This is a genomic window from Pseudomonas sp. GD04058, from assembly GCF_029836855.1.
GTDB classification, from domain to species: domain Bacteria; phylum Pseudomonadota; class Gammaproteobacteria; order Pseudomonadales; family Pseudomonadaceae; genus Aquipseudomonas; species Aquipseudomonas bharatica.
Map to the genome: position 1 here is coordinate 117331 of NZ_JAOECN010000002.1, position 15584 is coordinate 132914.

Consider the following 15584-nt stretch of genomic DNA (forward strand, 5'->3'; position numbering starts at 1 on the left):
TTGTCTCCACGGTGAGCAGGACGCCGCGTGAGGCTCATCGCCCACGCGGCAGGATTGACCTGGCCTTGGCCACTCAAGCGTTGCTGGGGAACGCGAACTGGGCGGCTTCATGGCTGGCACGGCGCGGCCAGCGCTGGGTAATGGCTTTCTTGCGCGTGTAGAAACGCACACCGTCGGGGCCGTAGGCATGCAGGTCGCCGAACAGCGAACGCTTCCAGCCACCGAAGCTGTGGTAGCTGACCGGCACCGGCAACGGCACGTTGACACCGACCATGCCCACCTCGATCTCGTCGCAGAACAACCGGGCCGCTTCGCCGTCGCGGGTGAAGATGCAGGTGCCGTTGCCGTATTCGTGCTCGTTGATCAACTGCATCGCCGCTTCCAGGCTCGGCACGCGGACGATGCACAGCACCGGGCCGAAAATCTCGTCGGTGTAGATGCTCATCTGCGCGGTCACCCGGTCGAACAGCGTGCCGCCGACGAAGAAACCCTGTTCATGGCCGGCCACCACCAGGTCGCGACCGTCCACCAACAGCGTGGCGCCCTGGGCGACGCCTGCGTCGATGTAGCCCTTGACCTTGTCCCGCGCAGCGCCGGTCACTAGCGGCCCCATGTCCAGGCCGCACGAGGTGCCCGCGCCGATCTTCAAGGCGCGCACCTGCGGCACCAGTTTTTCCACCAGTGCATCGGCGATCGCATCGCCCACGCAGACCGCCACCGACAACGCCATGCAGCGTTCGCCACAAGAGCCATAGGCCGCGCCCATCAGCGCGCCGACGGCATTGTCGAGGTCGGCGTCGGGCATCAGCACCGCGTGGTTCTTCGCCCCGCCAAGGGCCTGCACGCGCTTGCCGCGCCTGGTGCCTTCGCTGTAGATGTATTCGGCGATGGGCGTGGAGCCGACAAAGCTCAGCGCCTTGACGTGCGGCGACTCGATCAGGCCGTCGACCGCTTCCTTGTCGCCATGCACCACGCTCATGACGCCAGCGGGCAGCCCCGCCTGGATCAGCAGTTCGGCGATGTACAGGGTGGAACTGGGGTCGCGCTCGGAAGGCTTGAGGATGAAACAGTTGCCACAGACGATGGCCAGCGGGTACATCCACAGCGGCACCATGGCCGGGAAGTTGAACGGCGTGATGCCGGCGACCACACCCACCGGCTGCAGGTCGGTCCAGGCGTCGATGTGCGGGCCGACATTGCGGCTGTAGTCACCCTTGAGCAGCTCGGGTGCGCCGCAGGCGAACTCCACGTTCTCGATGCCACGCTTGAGCTCGCCTGCCGCGTCCTCGAGCGTCTTGCCGTGCTCTTCGCTGATCATCGCCGCGATGTCGGCTTCGTGTTGCTCCAGCAAGTGCTTGAAGCGGAACATGATTTGCGCACGCTTGGCCGGCGGCGTGTTACGCCATGCCGGGAAGGCAGCCCTGGCAGCCTCGATGGCCTGCTGCAGGGTGGCCGCATCGGCCAGCGCCACCTGCCTGACCACGGTGCCGGTGGACGGGTTGTAGACGTCAGCAGTGCGCCCGGTCCCCTGGACCCGCACACCGTTGATGAGATGAGGAACGATACTGCTCATGCATATTCTCCGATGCCGAAAGCCGGCTGTTCAGGGGCCGGTCAGGCCTTGACCGCTGCCTGCAGGGCGATTTCGACGAGGATGTTCTCCGCCGCCATGTTGGCCTCCACCGTGGCCCGTGCCGGCAGCGCGTCTTGCGGGATCCACTCGCGCCACACGGCGTTCATGGCGGCAAAGTCCTGCACGGCATGCTTGAGCCAGATCTGCGCGAACAGGATGTGCGACTTGTCGGAACCGGCTTCGGCCAGCAGTGCATCGATCCGCGCCAGGACCTGGGCAGTCTGCCCGGAGACATCCTGGGTGCGGTCGGCCGGCACCTGGCCGGTGATGTAGACGATGCCGTTGTGCACCAGCGCGTGGCTGAGCAGGCCGGGGTTGGGTTGCAGACGAGTGATGGTCATGACGTGATTCCTGTTGGGGAGGTGAATGCTGTTGGGAAGGTAAATAGCTCAGGCAATTTTCAGCACGGTGCGACCCACCAACTGGCCCTGGCGCATGCGTGCAAAGATGTCGTTGATGTCGTCCAGGCGCTCCAGATTGACCTGGGCCTTGACCTGGCCGCGGGCGGCGAAGGCCACCGCCTCGTTGAGGTCCTGCCGGGTGCCGATGTTCGAGCCGGTGATGGACAGCTCCCAGCCGCTGATGCTGGAGATCGATGCGCGCACCGTATCGGCATCGCCACCGGGCAAGCCGATGAACACCGCCGTGCCGCCAGGGCGCAGCATCTTCACCGACTGCTCGAAGGCGGCATTGGCAGTGGCCGTCACCAGTACCGCGTGGACCCCACCCGGAATGTGCCGCTTGAGGGTTTCCACCGGGTTGTCGAGGGCGTCGACCAGGCACTCGGCGCCGTAACTGCGTGCAAGCTCCAGCTTGTCGGCGGACACATCGATGGCCGCCACCCGCAAGCCCATGGCGACGGCGTACTGCACCGCCACATGGCCCAGGCCGCCGATGCCCATGACCGCCACCCACTGCCCCGCCCGGGCGCGGGAGCGCTTCAGGCCCCGGTACGTGGTCACTCCGGCGCAGAGGATGGGCGCCAGGGCGTAGAGATCGACCCCAGGCTCGATGGTGGCGACAAAGCCTGCCGGCGCCACCATGTACTCGGCGTAGCCGCCCTGCTTGCTGTAGCCGGTGGATTCGCGCTGGGCGCAGATGGTTTCCATGCCGCCCAGGCAGAACTCGCAGGTGCCGCACGCGCTGTACATCCACGGCATGCCGACGGCTGCGCCGATCGGCGGTTCGCTGACCCCGGCACCATGGGCCGCCACATGCCCGGTGATTTCATGACCGGGGATCAGCGGCAAGGTCGGCAACGCGGACCAGTCGCCATCAATCGCATGCAGGTCGCTGTGGCACACGCCACAGGCCGCGATACGGATGAGGATTTCGCCGGGGCCCGGCTTAGGAACGGGCACTTGCTCGATACGCAGCGGCTCACCTACAGCGTGCAGGACCGCAGCCTTCATGGTCTGACTCATAACTCTCTCCTTCACGTACGCCTGGGTTTCGGGCAATGGGGCACCTATACCGCCGGCCAGGGCCGGCAGCAGGGTGTTCGGGTGCAAGGGGGTTCCCCGGGGCGTCAGCCCACGGGGCGTAAACTGCGCGTCGCGCTGGCTATGTTTCGGGCGGTGTTGATGACCTTGGGCGCCAGTTGGCTACGCGCGTCCTCGAGGGTCCAGCGGCTGAACGGCACGGAAATATTGACCGCGCCCAACGGATAGCCATCGGCATTGACCACGGCGGCGGCAACGCTGATATCGCCGGCGAAGTACTCTTCCTGAGCATAGGCATACCCGGCGCTGCGGGCTTCGGCGACCAACGCACGCAGTTGGTCCAGTTCGGTCACGGTGCTGGCGGTATAGCCCTGACGCTCGGAGGCCATCAGGATCGCGTCGGACTCGTCCTCCGGCAGCGCTGCCAGGTAAGCACGGCCCGCCGATGTGCAGTACATGGGCAGGTGCCGGCCCAATGGCATGTGGATGGCGATCTGCTTGTGGCTTGGGAAACGTGCCACGTAGAGCATGTCCAACCCGCAGGGTTCGAGCAGGTTGCAGCTTTCCTCGACATTGCGGTTGAGCTCATGCAGGTACGGATTGGAGCGCTCGATCAATTCGCTGGTCTGCAGATAGCCGGTGCCCAGGTCCAGTGACTTGGGCGCCAGGCGAAGACGCTTGGTCACCGGCTCCTTGTACAGATAGCCCAGCGCTTCGAGGGTAAAGGCGGAACGCTGCACGGTGCTTTTGTTCAGCCCCGTGTGTTCGGCCAGCTCGACCAGGCTCATGCTCGGCCGCCCGGCTCGGAATGCCGTCAGGATCGAAAGCCCTTTCGACAGGGCAGTGATGAAAAGTGGTGAGTCTTCCAGGGAACTCATGGATTTATCCTTATTCTGCAGCATCGGCATACGCATCACGGTACGTTTCAGGTTATGCGGGTTCGAGGGCGTACGGTACCCGTTTGGTTCGCTCATTCGAAATGACTCAGTACGATGCCAGGTTCTACCACTGGCCGGTTCAGTTCGAATCGGTCCACGGCGAACGGGCGCATGCGCTCGTCCACCTGCCCGCTGACAATTGCCTTGGCCAACAGCTCGCCGGCAGCCGGGGCGCCTGCGTGGCCGTAACACCAGCCAGCGCTGACAAACAGCCCCGGCAACGCATGATGGGCGCCCAGCAGCGGCCCGAAATCCTTGGAGATGTGTACCAGCCCCGCCCATTGGCGCAGGATCCGCGCGTGACCCAGTTGCGGAAACATCTCCAGGTACGCACGCGCGGTGGCGGCCATCACGGGCACATCGGCATTCAGAGTGTGTTGCGGGCGCTCGGCCACCTCGGCCCCTCCCACCACTTCCCCGCGCGCGGTCTGATGCATATAGCAAAGCCGATCCAGCAACGCCACGGCCGGACCGATCAGGGGCCGCGTGGGTTCCAGCGCCATGGCCTCCAGGCGCATCGGGTAGCCATCCAGCGGTACTCCGGCCATCTGCGCCAGGGCATTGCTCTGGGCACCGCCGGCCAGTACCAGGGTGTCGCTGGCAATCCGCTGGTCGCCGACCCGCACCCCGGCAACCCGCCCGGCGCTCTGGTCGATGGCGGTGACGCAGGTGCGATAGTGAATGCTTACGCCCCGGGCCTCGCACGCCCGGCGATAGGCATGCATGGCCGCGTGGTGAGGCGCCACGCCACTGTCAGGCAGGTGCAACGCCGCGCTCACCCGTTCATGGGCCAGGGCGGGTAGCACTTCACGCAACCGGCCCGGTGTCAGCAGGTGGGAATGGATCCCGCATTCCTTGTGCACGGCCAGCGTGCGGTCGAGCAATCCGGCCGTGGCACTGCGCTCGCCTACCATGGTGTAGCCGCGGCGGGAATACATGACATTCTCGCCCAGGCGCCTGGACAGGCCTTGCCACAATTCGCAGGAATGGGCGAAGAAACGTGTCCATTCGGGAGAGCTGAAGGCACCGCGAATCAGCGTACCGTTGCGGCCCGAGGCTCCGCCCTGCCAGTAGCCGGCGTCGAGCACGAGTATGTCGCGCACGCCCAGTTCCGCCAGATTAAACGCCAGCGACAGGCCCTGGATCCCTGCGCCGACAATGATGATCGATGCCTTGGCAGGCAAAGGATTAGGCGTATTCATTTCAAAGGCTCGACTACATCGGCCAGGCCCGCGGCCTGAGCGACGCTCAGGGCCCGGCGTGGCGGGCGCAGCGTCGGCCTGGCCAGCAGCTCCAGGGCGATACCGCTTCGGGCACTGACCCAGGCGCGCAGCGAATCCCAGCAGGGTTGTCCCTGGCAAGGGCCCATGCCGCACGAAGTCAGGCGTTTGATCACTTCCAGATCGGTGATGCCCTGCTCTATCAACGCTTGCACCTCATGGCTGGACACGTCGAAGCACGGGCACAACAAGGTGTGACGGGACGCTGGCGCCGCTACGGGCACCGGCTGGTCCGGCTCGGCAGCGGCCCCCACCAATTGCCAGTCGCAAGGGCGTTGCTCGCGCAACTGCAGCAAGCCTTCGGCGCGGCCCTGGAAGGTCAGGCTGGCCTCTGTCAGCCAAGAGCCGGAATGTACCAGCGCATCGCAGGCAATGCGCTCGGCAAAGTGCGCTGCCTTGACCCCGTTGCGCCCCGCTACACGGCGCAAGTCGCCCAACGGGCGAACCGCCACGACGTTCACGCCCAACTGGCGCAAGCGCCTGGCCAATGCCTCCTGATCACCATTGCCCACCACGACCACCCGCTCGCCCGGCGCCACGGCCTGCTCACTGGCCATGATCAGGGCCGTGCGTGCCTCCATCACCCCCGGCAGCCACATACCGGGGACCACCGGCGGGCAGGCGCGCCGTCCGGTGGCCAGGACAATCTCCTCGGCTTCGAGCGCCAGCGCACCCAGGCGTGGGTCGTGGGGCGCGCCCAGCAGCAGCTCGCCCTCGCGGTAGGCACCAAACACCTCGACGCCCGTGACCAGCGTTACCCGCTCGTCCAGGACTGGCCGAGCCAGCCCGGCGGCCCGGGCATACCGCGCCAGGTCATGACCACGGGTGACCAGCACCACATCCAGGCCTTGCGCAGCCGCCTCGTTGGCCGCCGCGCAGCCGGCGGGCCCGCCACCGATCACCAGGCGCCCGGCGCTCAAGCGACGGGCCGGCGGCACTGCGACCTCCCCGGTGTGGGTGGCCGGCCTGGCCGACCCGGCCAGAAACGCCAGGATCGCTTCCCAACGCTGGAACAACGCCGTGCCACTGGGCACAACATTGGTGTGCTCGAAGCCGCCCTGGATCCAGCCCGACGGAATCAGCCGCGACAGGCGCAACACATCGAACGCCGGGCTCGGCCAGCAGTTCTGCATCTCCACCCGCACTCCGGCCGCCACCGGGAACAAGTCCAGACGCACGTTGGGCACGCCATCCACCCGCGCGAGCACGCCGCTCAGGTAATTGCCCGAGTAGCCCAACGGCCGATGGGATTTGCGCGTCCAGGCCAGCACCTTGATGCCGTTGGCCAACAAGGCCGTGGCCAGGCTTTCGCCCCGGCGCCCCTGAACCGGGCGACCGTTCCAGAAGAACCCGACCACCTCGCCGCTGGCGTGTTCGAGCCGCAGGTCGACACCCCTCATGCCGCCGCCCTCCGAGCCTTGCGCTGGGCCATGATGCTGATGCACAGCATGCTGATCGACAGCAGCGTCATCAGTGTCGCTACCACCGCGATCAGTGGATCGATCTCCGAGCGCAGCGAACTGAACATGCGCTTGGTCAGGGTGGAACTGTCACCGCCACTGATGAACAGCGAGATCACCGCTTCGTCCAGGGAGATGGCAAAGGCGAACATGGCGGCGGCGATCACCGAAAAGCGGATCTGCGGCAACGTCACGTCGAAGAACGCCCGCAGCCGGGTCGCCCCGAGAATGCATGCGGCCTGCTCCAGGGTCATGTCGTAGCTGCGCAGGCCGGCGCTGACGTTGATTACCACGTAAGGCAGCGCCAACAGCGTGTGCGCCAGCACCAGCCCGGGGATGGTGTTGTTCATGTCCATGCGGGCATAGACAAAGAACAGGCCGATGGCGATGAAGATCGTCGGCACGATCATCGGCGCCATCAGCAGGCCGCGCAGCACGCCCGTCAGCCGCGACTGGGTGACATGCAGCGAATAGGCGGCCGCCGTGCCCAGCGTGGTGGCCAGCAGCATGGTCAGCGTCGCGGTGATCAGCGACACCACCGTCGCGCTGCGCCACTCCAGGGAGGCGAAATAGCTGAAGAACGGCTCGATGCTCAGCGACTTGGGCGGAAAACTCAGGTAGCGCGCATCGGACAGCGACATGGGGATCACGATCAGGGTCGGCAGGACCAGGAACAGCATGGTCGCCAACACCAGCATGTACAGCCAGGAACCACGCAGGGCAGCCATCAGGGTTTGCTTGAATGCGGTCATGATCTCACTCGCTGCGCCGGCCGAGGCCAGCGCCCTTCTTGACGATGAACAACATGAGCAGGGTGGCCAGCAACAGCACCACGCCCAGCGAAGACGCCGCTCCCCAGTTTGCATACATCGAGACATCGCTCTCGATCCGCATGGAGATCATCTGCACCTTGCCACCACCCAGCAGCGCAGGTGTGACGTAGAAGCCCAGCGTAATCACGAATACCAGGGTGGCACCGGCCGCCAGCCCTGGCAGCGACAACGGCAGGAACACATCGCGAAAGGCCCGGGAAGGCGACGCGCCGAAGGTGGCAGCCGCCTGGTTGTAGATCGGGTCGATGCTCTTCATGGCGGCATACAGAGGCAGGATCATAAATGGCAACATGATGTGCACCATGCCGATCACCGTGCCGGTCAGGTTATGCACCAGTGCCAGCGGCGTGTCGGTCAGGCCCAGGCTCATCAGCAGGTCGTTGGCGATTCCGCGACGCTGCAGGATGATCAGCCACGCGTAGGTACGCACCAGCAGCGAGGTCCACAGCGACACCAGCAGCAGCCCCATGGCCAGGTTGGCCAGCCAGCGCGCGCCCTTGACCATGAAGTAGGCGTAGGGGTAGCCGATCAGCACGCAGGCGATGGTGACGATGATGCTGATCTTGAAGGTCTGCACGAACGTCAGCACATAGATCGGCTCCAGCAGCCGGGTGTAGTTCTCCACCGTCAACTGGCCGTTGGCATCGAACAACGACAGCCAGAACAACCAGCCGATCGGCAGGACGAAGGTCAGCAGCACCAGCAGCAACGCAGGCAATCCCGAGCCGAACAGATACCAGCGGTGACGCCGCTCGGCACCGCGCAAGCGACGGGCATTCAACGCGTCCAGATCGCCAATGCTCATGGTTCGTCTCCAACCACCAGGGTGTCCTGCGGGTGCAGGCCCAGCACCACGGCCTCGCCACGGGCCGGCAGGCGGCCGCTTTCGGAGCTGCGGGTCGGCCGGCGGATGGCGACCGACATGCCCTCGCCCAGGTCGATCTGCACCAGTTGGCTCTCACCCTGGAAAATCACATCGGTGACATGGCCGTAAAGGCGGTTGTACTCACTAGCGTCGGCCGAAATAAATTGCAGCTTTTCCGGACGGACCACCAGGCTAGGGTTCTTGAGCCCGGCCACCGCGCTGACAGTGGCCGGGGAACGTCCCTGGAATCGAGCGCCCCCTTCGTGCGGCACCACCGGCAGGCAGGACGATTCGCCGACGAACTCTGCAACGAAGCGATTGGCCGGGCGCTCGTAGAGGTTCACCGGCGTATCGATCTGGCGAATCCTGCCCTTGCTCATCACCGCAATGCGGTCGGACATGGTCAAGGCTTCGCGCTGGTCGTGGGTCACGTAGACCACGGTCATGCCCAGGCGCTCATGCAAGCGGCGCAGTTCCAACTGCATGGTTTCCCGCAGGCGTTTGTCGAGCGCCGACAGAGGCTCATCCATCAACAGGATCTTTGGCTCGAAGACAATGGCCCGGGCCAGGGCAATCCGCTGGCGCTGACCACCCGACATCTCGGTGATGTTTCGCTCGATCAAGTGGTCGAGCTCTACCGTGGCCAACGCCTGCTCCACCCGCTGGCGAATGTCCGCCCGTGCGTAACCACGCAGCTTCAGCGGGTAGGCAACGTTCTGGAACACGTTCATGTGCGGGAACAGCGCGTAGCTCTGGAACATCATGCCGACATCGCGTTTGTGTGGCGGCTCGAAAATCATCTCCCGACCGCCAAAGCGAATACTGCCGGCGTCAGGGCGAACAAAACCGGCCAGCGCCATCAATAGCGTGGTCTTCCCGGACCCCGAGGAACCGAGCAGAGAAAGGAATTCGCCACTCTTGATCGAGAGTGAGACATCATCCAACGCAGCAAAGCTGTCGTAGGTCTTAGTAAGGTTCTCGATGTCGATCGACATCGAAAGTTTAGGATCTTCGGACATACACACACTCGGCACACGGGCAACTTCAGCCCTTTTTATTGAAGCAGGGACGCCGAGGCGCCCCTCCTCACTTCGCGTCTGGCAGCAACCGTCAATGCGCCAGGAACAAGGCGAAGCGCTGGCGAACGGCAGCTTGATTGCTTACCCACCACTCGGGAGACACCGAGACCACCTTGTCGATGTTCTGCGGCGAGGTTGGCAGGCGTGCCGCCAGTTCCTCGGTGATCGCCGGCTCCTGGTATGCCTGGCTATTGACCGGCGAGTAGGGAATGAGCGTCGCCAGGGCTGCCTGGCTCTGCGGCGTCATGATCTGGGCGATCAGCTTCATTGCCAGGTCCTTGTTGGCCGCCCCCTTGGGAACGATCAGGCAGTCATGGCTCAACAGGGCGCCGTCGAAGCTGTAGTTCACCTTCTCGCCGCTGGCCTTGACATCATTCACCCGTCCGTTCCAGATCGCCAGGAAGTCGACCTCGCGGCTGCGCAACAACTGCGCCGAGTCGGCACCGGCACTCCACCAATTGACCACCTGTGGCTTGATGCGCTCGAGTACCTTGATGGCGCGCTCGACATCCAGCGGATACAGGTCTTTCGGCGCAACGCCGTCACCCAGCAACGCCGCCTCCATGGTCAACCAGGGTTGCCGATACAGGGCACGAGCGCCCTTGACCTGCGGATCGAAAAACTGCTGCCAGTTCTTCGCCACGGGAGCACCGGTGTCATCGGCCCAAGCCACGACGGTGGCGTAGGCATGGCTGGCGATCCAGTGACTGCTGACCACGCTCTTGTCGACATGAGTCGCATCGATCACCGAGTAGTCGAGGGGTTCGACCAGGCCTTCCTGCTGGGCCTGGGCGCACTCTGTACTGCCCAACTCCACGACATCCCATTTCGGCTTGCCCGACATGACCTGGGCGCGCACCGCCGCCAGGCCATCCATGTTGTCTTCTTTGATCGTCACGCCCAGCGCCTTGGCCGCAGGCTCCAGGTAGGCCTTGCGCTCGGCATCCTGCAATGCCCCACCCCAGCCCGAAAACGTCAGGCTGTCGGCCAGCGCGGTACAGCTTGCGGCGAGGGCCAATGCGGCCACGACGGCCGTATGCAAAGTTTTTCTCTTGAAACCGGACATACCCGAGCCTCCCATCAATTCTGGATGAACAAGTCAAAACGACGCTGGACTTCCGCCTGGTGCGCCTGCCACCAGACCGGGTCGAAGAACACCACCTTGTCGACGTTCGCAGGTGCGGTTGGCAAGGTCGCGGCCATGGCGGGCGGGATGATGTCGGTGTCGTAGGCCTTGACGTTGATGGGCGGGTTCGGAATCAGGGTGACCAGCGTCGCCTGGCTTTCCGGCTTCATGATCTGCGCAATCAGCTTCATGGCCAGTTCCTTGTTCGGCGCGCCCTTGGGCACGACCACACAGTCGTAGTCGAGCAGCGCGTGGTCATAGGTGTAGTCGACGTTCTCACCGGACTTCTTCAGGTCCTCGACCCGCGAGGCCCAGATCGCCAGGGCGTCCACTTCGCGGCTGCGCAGCAATTGCGCGGAGTCGGTACCGCTGCGCCACCAGTTGACCACTTGCGGCTTGATACGCCCCAGCACCTTGAAGGCACGGTCGACATCCAATGGATAAAGGGCCTTGGGCGACACGCCGTCAGCGATCAGTGCCAGTTCCAGCGTGGTATAGGGCTGGCGATACATGGCGCGGGAGGCCTTGACCTGGGGATCGAAGAATTCTGTCCAGGTTTTTGGCGCATTGCCGTTGGCATCGTTGGCCCAGGCCAGCACGGTGGAGTAGGCATTGCTGGCGATCCAGTTCTTGCCGTAGAAGTTGGCTGCCACGCCTTCGGTGCTGATCACCGAGTAATCGAGGGGTTCGGTCAGGCCCTGTTCCTGGGCGAGCACGCAATCATTGGAGGCCAGCTCGACCACGTCCCACTTCGGCTTGCCCGACATCACCTGAGCACGCACTGCAGCCAGACCGTCCATGTTGTCTTCCTGGATCCTGATCCCCAGGGCCGCCTCTGCCGGTTTGAGATAGGCCTTGCGTTCAGCGTCCTGCAACGCCCCGCCCCAACCAGCGAATGTAACGGTACCCGCAGCCTGCACAGGGGCCACGGAACACACGGACAAGGCCAGCGCCACGCCAGCCAAGCGCTTATTGATCGAATGCATTTTCAACTCCTGAGTTATTTTAGTTAGACAGTTGAATCGAACGCGGGGCGATATCACCCGAACCACTCTTTTTATAATGACGGAGGCAGCACGGGTGCCTCTCTAATTCCGGCCTCTACCGCAAACATACGGGATGCGAAAAGCCTATTGGGAATCCTTGAAGCGATACCAGGCGTAAGTCATGCGTTGCCCCAACCGCAGGAACGGCTGGAAGGGAAAACGCTTGGGAACCTGGTGCAGGAAATCGATCGAGGTGGGCTGCGTTGTCCCCGTCAGCATCTGCGCCAGGCGCTTGCCGGTCTGCACCGAGAACGACACACCGCTACCGGCATAACCACCACCGGCGTACACGTTGTCGAGCCCCGGCACCCGGCAGATGAAGGGCAGCGAGTTTTCGCTGACGGCGACCCAGCCGCCCCAGTTGTAATCCACTTCAATACCGGCCAGTACCGGAAACTTGCGGCACAGCGCGTCGTGCAGGTTCTGCCTGTGACGAGGATCGTCCGCCTCCCGACCGGTGATGGCGCTGCGTCCACCGAACAAAATGCGGTCGTCCGGCAGGCGTCGGTAATACGAGAGCAGGTTGCGGGTATCGAACATGCATTCGCTGCCTGGAAGGCTGAGCCGCTTCTCTTCCGAAGTCAGGGGGCGGGTCACGATGATTTGCGAATGAACCGGCAGCACACGTCCGGCAGTGGCCCTGTTCAGTGCTGGCGAGGTGTAGCCATTGGTCGCCACCACGACCTTGCGGGCCGTAACCACACCACCAGGCGTGACCAAGCGATGAACACCGTTGCTGCTGTGCCACTCCATCACCGGTGACGAGGTGTGCACCCTGGCACCGGCCGTGCGCGCCATGCGGTGAAGCCCCCAGGCCAGCTTGAGCGGGTGCATGGAAAACCCGTCCGGCATATACAAGGCTCCGAATGCCTCGGCGCCGCTGTGCACCGAATGCACCTGGCTGCCACTGACAAACTCGGCGCGGTAGTTCAATACATCGTTGTACAGGCCCACCTCGTGCTTGAGTGCCTCGACGTGTGACGCATGGCTCGCCACCTTGTAAACGCCATCGGGCTGTGGATCGCATGCGATCGCTCCGTCGCGGATCAGTCCGCGAACGGTGTTGAGCCCGTCGGACATCTCCTCGAAATAGGCCTTGGCCCTGGTTGCGCCGTAGCGCTTGATCAACTGTGCCAGCGGCACACGACCACCAGAAATACGCGCAAAACTGCCATTACGACCGCTGCACCCCCAGGCCACCTGATTCGCCTCCAGCACCACGGCATTGATCCCATGATCACGAGCCAGATGCAGCGCGCAACTGAGCCCCGTGTAGCCGGCCCCGATGATGGCAACCTCTACATCGACTGCACCCGAGATCGGGCCATCGTCATCCGGGGCCTCACCCGCTGTATCAACCCAATAGGAGGGCGAATGTGGCATTCCTGCGCCTGGGGTAGCACTGACAAGAGGATCGTACAATTTAGACTCCGTATCGCTGTGCGATTCGACAAAATCACTTAACAAAAATAATCCGTCACATATCGATCCATGTCAATCGAATTGATGGAATGCAGGGCATTTTTTGATTTACTAAGGGGAACCTTCAGAAACAAGCCGTGCTGTTCGAGCAACCGCTTGCGGGGTGTAGCAGGTGCTGCCTGTGCTGCTCGTTGTAGCCACTAGGCGATGCTGCTGGGATGCAGTAATGACTATGCGTAGCTGAAATCGCCGGCTGGGACGCTGGCGGCGCTATATGGGGGCCGGGAGGCGACGAAATCCTCTGCTAGGCTTTTATAACTCCCAGTGGAACGCGGAGCAGTCCGGGAGCTTATTTGCCATATTGGCAGAAATCCGTAGGAATCACGGGCGCAGGACCTGCAAGGTATTGTGTTGAGCGAGTCCGGTTTACAAATACAGATGTAGCCCGAATTTCTTAACTTGATGCAACACCAGGGATAAAGCAGATGAGCGACAACGATTACGAACTTCGCATGCTCAAGGTCATGGAATCAATCACTAACTTTTTCGGGCCGGGCCATTCAAAGCCGCAGGAGAAAGTTTACGAGCACCAAAAAAGCTGTGTTAAGTCGATCACGCTTCATATCGGGAACCACAGCTGGTATTTACTGAAGCTCGATTCGAAATCCGTGATAGGAAAAGTTTTTTCTGACGCCGGACCAGACATCACTCCCACGGGGCTGAAATACGACGTCGTTTGGGCTGCGGGCGCCCACTCTATGAACGAGGAGGTTCGTCTGCAATTGAACTACGAGCTCAAGAAAGGGAACTCGTCCCCCGAGGTCGACAGCCCCATCCGCATCGCCATCGAAATCGCGGACGGTCCGGACGGGATGCCCTTCAACGTGACTTGGTCGGGGCCCGATACGAACGCCTTATACGAGCGCGGACTGGAGCTGACGCACACTACGCTGGTCGAGGGTAGCCATTGGGTGGTCGGCGTCAATCTCACTCAAGAAGGGTTTCCAGAGCATAGCGCGAAGCCTGTCGGCGCCCGGCCCGCAGCGATAGTAGATTGGGTGCCGGGCGGTGTCACCACGTTGACCGACGATAACTTGCCTGAGGCAATCAAGAGTTCGACGCCGGTCCTGATCGATTTTTGGACGGAGTGGTGCGGCCCATGCAAGGCGCTGGAAAAGACACTGCGTGAGCTATCGCCACAGTACGGGGGGAATCTGCGGGTCGCGAGAGTGAACACTGATGAAAACTCTGCTTCCGGGAGCAAGTTTCACATCACCAGTGTTCCGGTCATGAAGCTGTTCAAGAACGGGGAGGAACTCGAAACTATTCCGGGACACCAGCCCGAGAGTCGGATCAAGGAAATATTGTCTCGGCATATGTAGTGCGTGCGGAACAATGTGCTGGTGGACCTGACGCCGGTTATTACAAAGCACGCCCGCATCCTATTTGGAGTTATGACTGCTAATGAGGCGTGGTATCGCTGGCGGGACCAAAGAAAAAGCCCGCGAACCTGTACAGGCCGCGGGCTATTTCATATTTACATCACATCGAAGCGACTCTAGGGCTCACTTCATACGGCATCATGACTGGGCTGGCTCTTACAGGCCTTCCCTTCCTAGTACATACGAACCGCTGTGAAAATGGTGGGTCGTGTAGGATTCGAACCTACGACCAATTGGTTAAAAGCCAACTGCTCTACCAACTGAGCTAACGACCCGTTGGATGGCGCGTATAATACTGATTTCTAACGGGAAATCAACACCCCATCGCAAAATAATTCAAAAATATCGCGTCGGGTCCTGAATACCGGCCGCTGCGAAGCCTTCGGCACGCAGGCGGCAGCTGTCGCACTTGCCGCAGGCTCGTCCGTCATCGTCCGCCTGATAGCAGGAAACGGTGAGGCTGTAGTCCACTCCACGCGCGATGCCCGCCTGGACGATCTGTGCCTTGCTGAGGTTCTGCAGCGGTGCCTGGATGCGGAAGCCCTGCCCTTCCACGCCGGCCTTGGTCGCCAGGTTGGCCATGCGCTCGAAGGCTTCGACGAACTCGGGACGGCAGTCAGGGTAGCCGGAATAATCCACGGCGTTGACACCGATGAAGATGTCGCGTGCCTGCAATACTTCGGCCCAGCCCAGGGCCAGGGAGAGGAACACCGTGTTGCGCGCCGGCACGTAGGTTACCGGAATGCCTTCACTAGGAGCCTCGGGGACGTCGATGCTGCTGTCGGTCAGGGCCGAGCCGCCGATGCCATTCAGATTCAAGCCAATCACCTTATGCTCCACGACACCCAGGTCACGGGCGACCCGGGCGGCGGCATCCAGCTCGGCGCGGTGGCGCTGGCCGTAATCGAAGCTCATGGTGTAGCACTGGTAGCCCTCGGCCTTTGCCATGGCAACCACAGTGGCCGAATCCAGCCCGCCGGACAGCAGAATTACCGCACGTTTCTCAGTCATTGCAGAA

At 62.8% G+C, this 15584-nt stretch carries 14 protein-coding genes and 1 tRNA gene; 1 reads left to right on the forward strand and 14 read right to left on the reverse strand.

The annotated features are described in order from the left end of the window. Positions 1-73: 73 nt before the first annotated feature. The 12 genes from N7650_RS02345 to N7650_RS02400 form a co-directional block, all read right to left on the reverse strand. Complete coding sequence (locus N7650_RS02345) at positions 74-1573, reverse strand: CoA-acylating methylmalonate-semialdehyde dehydrogenase (RefSeq protein ID WP_279896954.1); 1500 nt, start codon at positions 1571-1573, stop codon at positions 74-76. 41 nt (positions 1574-1614) lie between these two features. Further along, positions 1615-1974 carry a RidA family protein gene (locus N7650_RS02350; protein ID WP_009399638.1) on the reverse strand — a complete coding sequence of 120 codons (360 nt, stop codon included), beginning with the start codon at positions 1972-1974 and terminating at the stop codon, positions 1615-1617. 48 nt (positions 1975-2022) lie between these two features. Then, positions 2023-3057 (reverse strand): zinc-dependent alcohol dehydrogenase, encoded by a 1035-nt coding sequence (locus N7650_RS02355; protein ID WP_279896957.1) that lies wholly within the window; start codon positions 3055-3057, stop codon positions 2023-2025. Between the two features lie 104 nt (positions 3058-3161). Further along, positions 3162-3953, reverse strand: a complete 792-nt coding sequence (locus N7650_RS02360) for an IclR family transcriptional regulator (RefSeq protein WP_009399642.1) — start codon at positions 3951-3953, stop codon at positions 3162-3164. A gap of 92 nt (positions 3954-4045) precedes the next feature. Further along, a complete protein-coding gene (locus tag N7650_RS02365) occupies positions 4046-5215 on the reverse strand; it encodes an FAD-dependent oxidoreductase (RefSeq protein ID WP_279896960.1) in 1170 nt (389 codons plus the stop codon). Beyond that, positions 5212-6693 (reverse strand): 2Fe-2S iron-sulfur cluster-binding protein, encoded by a 1482-nt coding sequence (locus N7650_RS02370; RefSeq protein WP_279896962.1) that lies wholly within the window; start codon positions 6691-6693, stop codon positions 5212-5214. Before N7650_RS02370 ends, N7650_RS02365 begins: the two co-directional genes overlap by 4 nt. After that, positions 6690-7505, reverse strand: a complete 816-nt coding sequence (locus N7650_RS02375) for an ABC transporter permease (RefSeq protein ID WP_279896963.1) — start codon at positions 7503-7505, stop codon at positions 6690-6692. Before N7650_RS02375 ends, N7650_RS02370 begins: the two co-directional genes overlap by 4 nt. A gap of 4 nt (positions 7506-7509) precedes the next feature. Then, the gene (locus N7650_RS02380; RefSeq protein WP_279896965.1) at positions 7510-8391 is read right to left on the reverse strand and encodes an ABC transporter permease; all 882 of its coding nucleotides are present in this window, start codon (positions 8389-8391) and stop codon (positions 7510-7512) included. Next, positions 8388-9446 (reverse strand): ABC transporter ATP-binding protein, encoded by a 1059-nt coding sequence (locus N7650_RS02385; RefSeq protein ID WP_279897129.1) that lies wholly within the window; start codon positions 9444-9446, stop codon positions 8388-8390. Before N7650_RS02385 ends, N7650_RS02380 begins: the two co-directional genes overlap by 4 nt. Before the next feature lie 115 nt (positions 9447-9561). Beyond that, positions 9562-10572 carry an ABC transporter substrate-binding protein gene (locus N7650_RS02390; protein ID WP_279896967.1) on the reverse strand — a complete coding sequence of 337 codons (1011 nt, stop codon included), beginning with the start codon at positions 10570-10572 and terminating at the stop codon, positions 9562-9564. Positions 10573-10610: 38 nt separating this feature from the next. After that, positions 10611-11642: a polyamine ABC transporter substrate-binding protein gene (locus N7650_RS02395; protein ID WP_279896969.1), complete on the reverse strand. Its 1032-nt coding sequence runs from the start codon at positions 11640-11642 to the stop codon at positions 10611-10613. A gap of 144 nt (positions 11643-11786) precedes the next feature. Continuing rightward, the gene (locus N7650_RS02400) at positions 11787-13085 is read right to left on the reverse strand and encodes an FAD-binding oxidoreductase (protein ID WP_279896971.1); all 1299 of its coding nucleotides are present in this window, start codon (positions 13083-13085) and stop codon (positions 11787-11789) included. 524 nt (positions 13086-13609) lie between these two features. Between N7650_RS02400 and N7650_RS02405 the strand changes: the two genes are divergently transcribed. Then, entirely contained in the window at positions 13610-14506 is an 897-nt protein-coding gene (locus N7650_RS02405) for a thioredoxin domain-containing protein (RefSeq protein WP_279896972.1), read from the forward strand. Between the two features lie 259 nt (positions 14507-14765). Here N7650_RS02405 and N7650_RS02410 read toward each other — a convergent pair. Beyond that, positions 14766-14841, reverse strand: a tRNA-Lys gene (locus tag N7650_RS02410). 61 nt (positions 14842-14902) lie between these two features. Beyond that, positions 14903-15577 (reverse strand): 7-cyano-7-deazaguanine synthase QueC, encoded by a 675-nt coding sequence (gene queC, locus N7650_RS02415; protein ID WP_009402074.1) that lies wholly within the window; start codon positions 15575-15577, stop codon positions 14903-14905. Between the last annotated feature and the right edge of the window lie 7 nt (positions 15578-15584).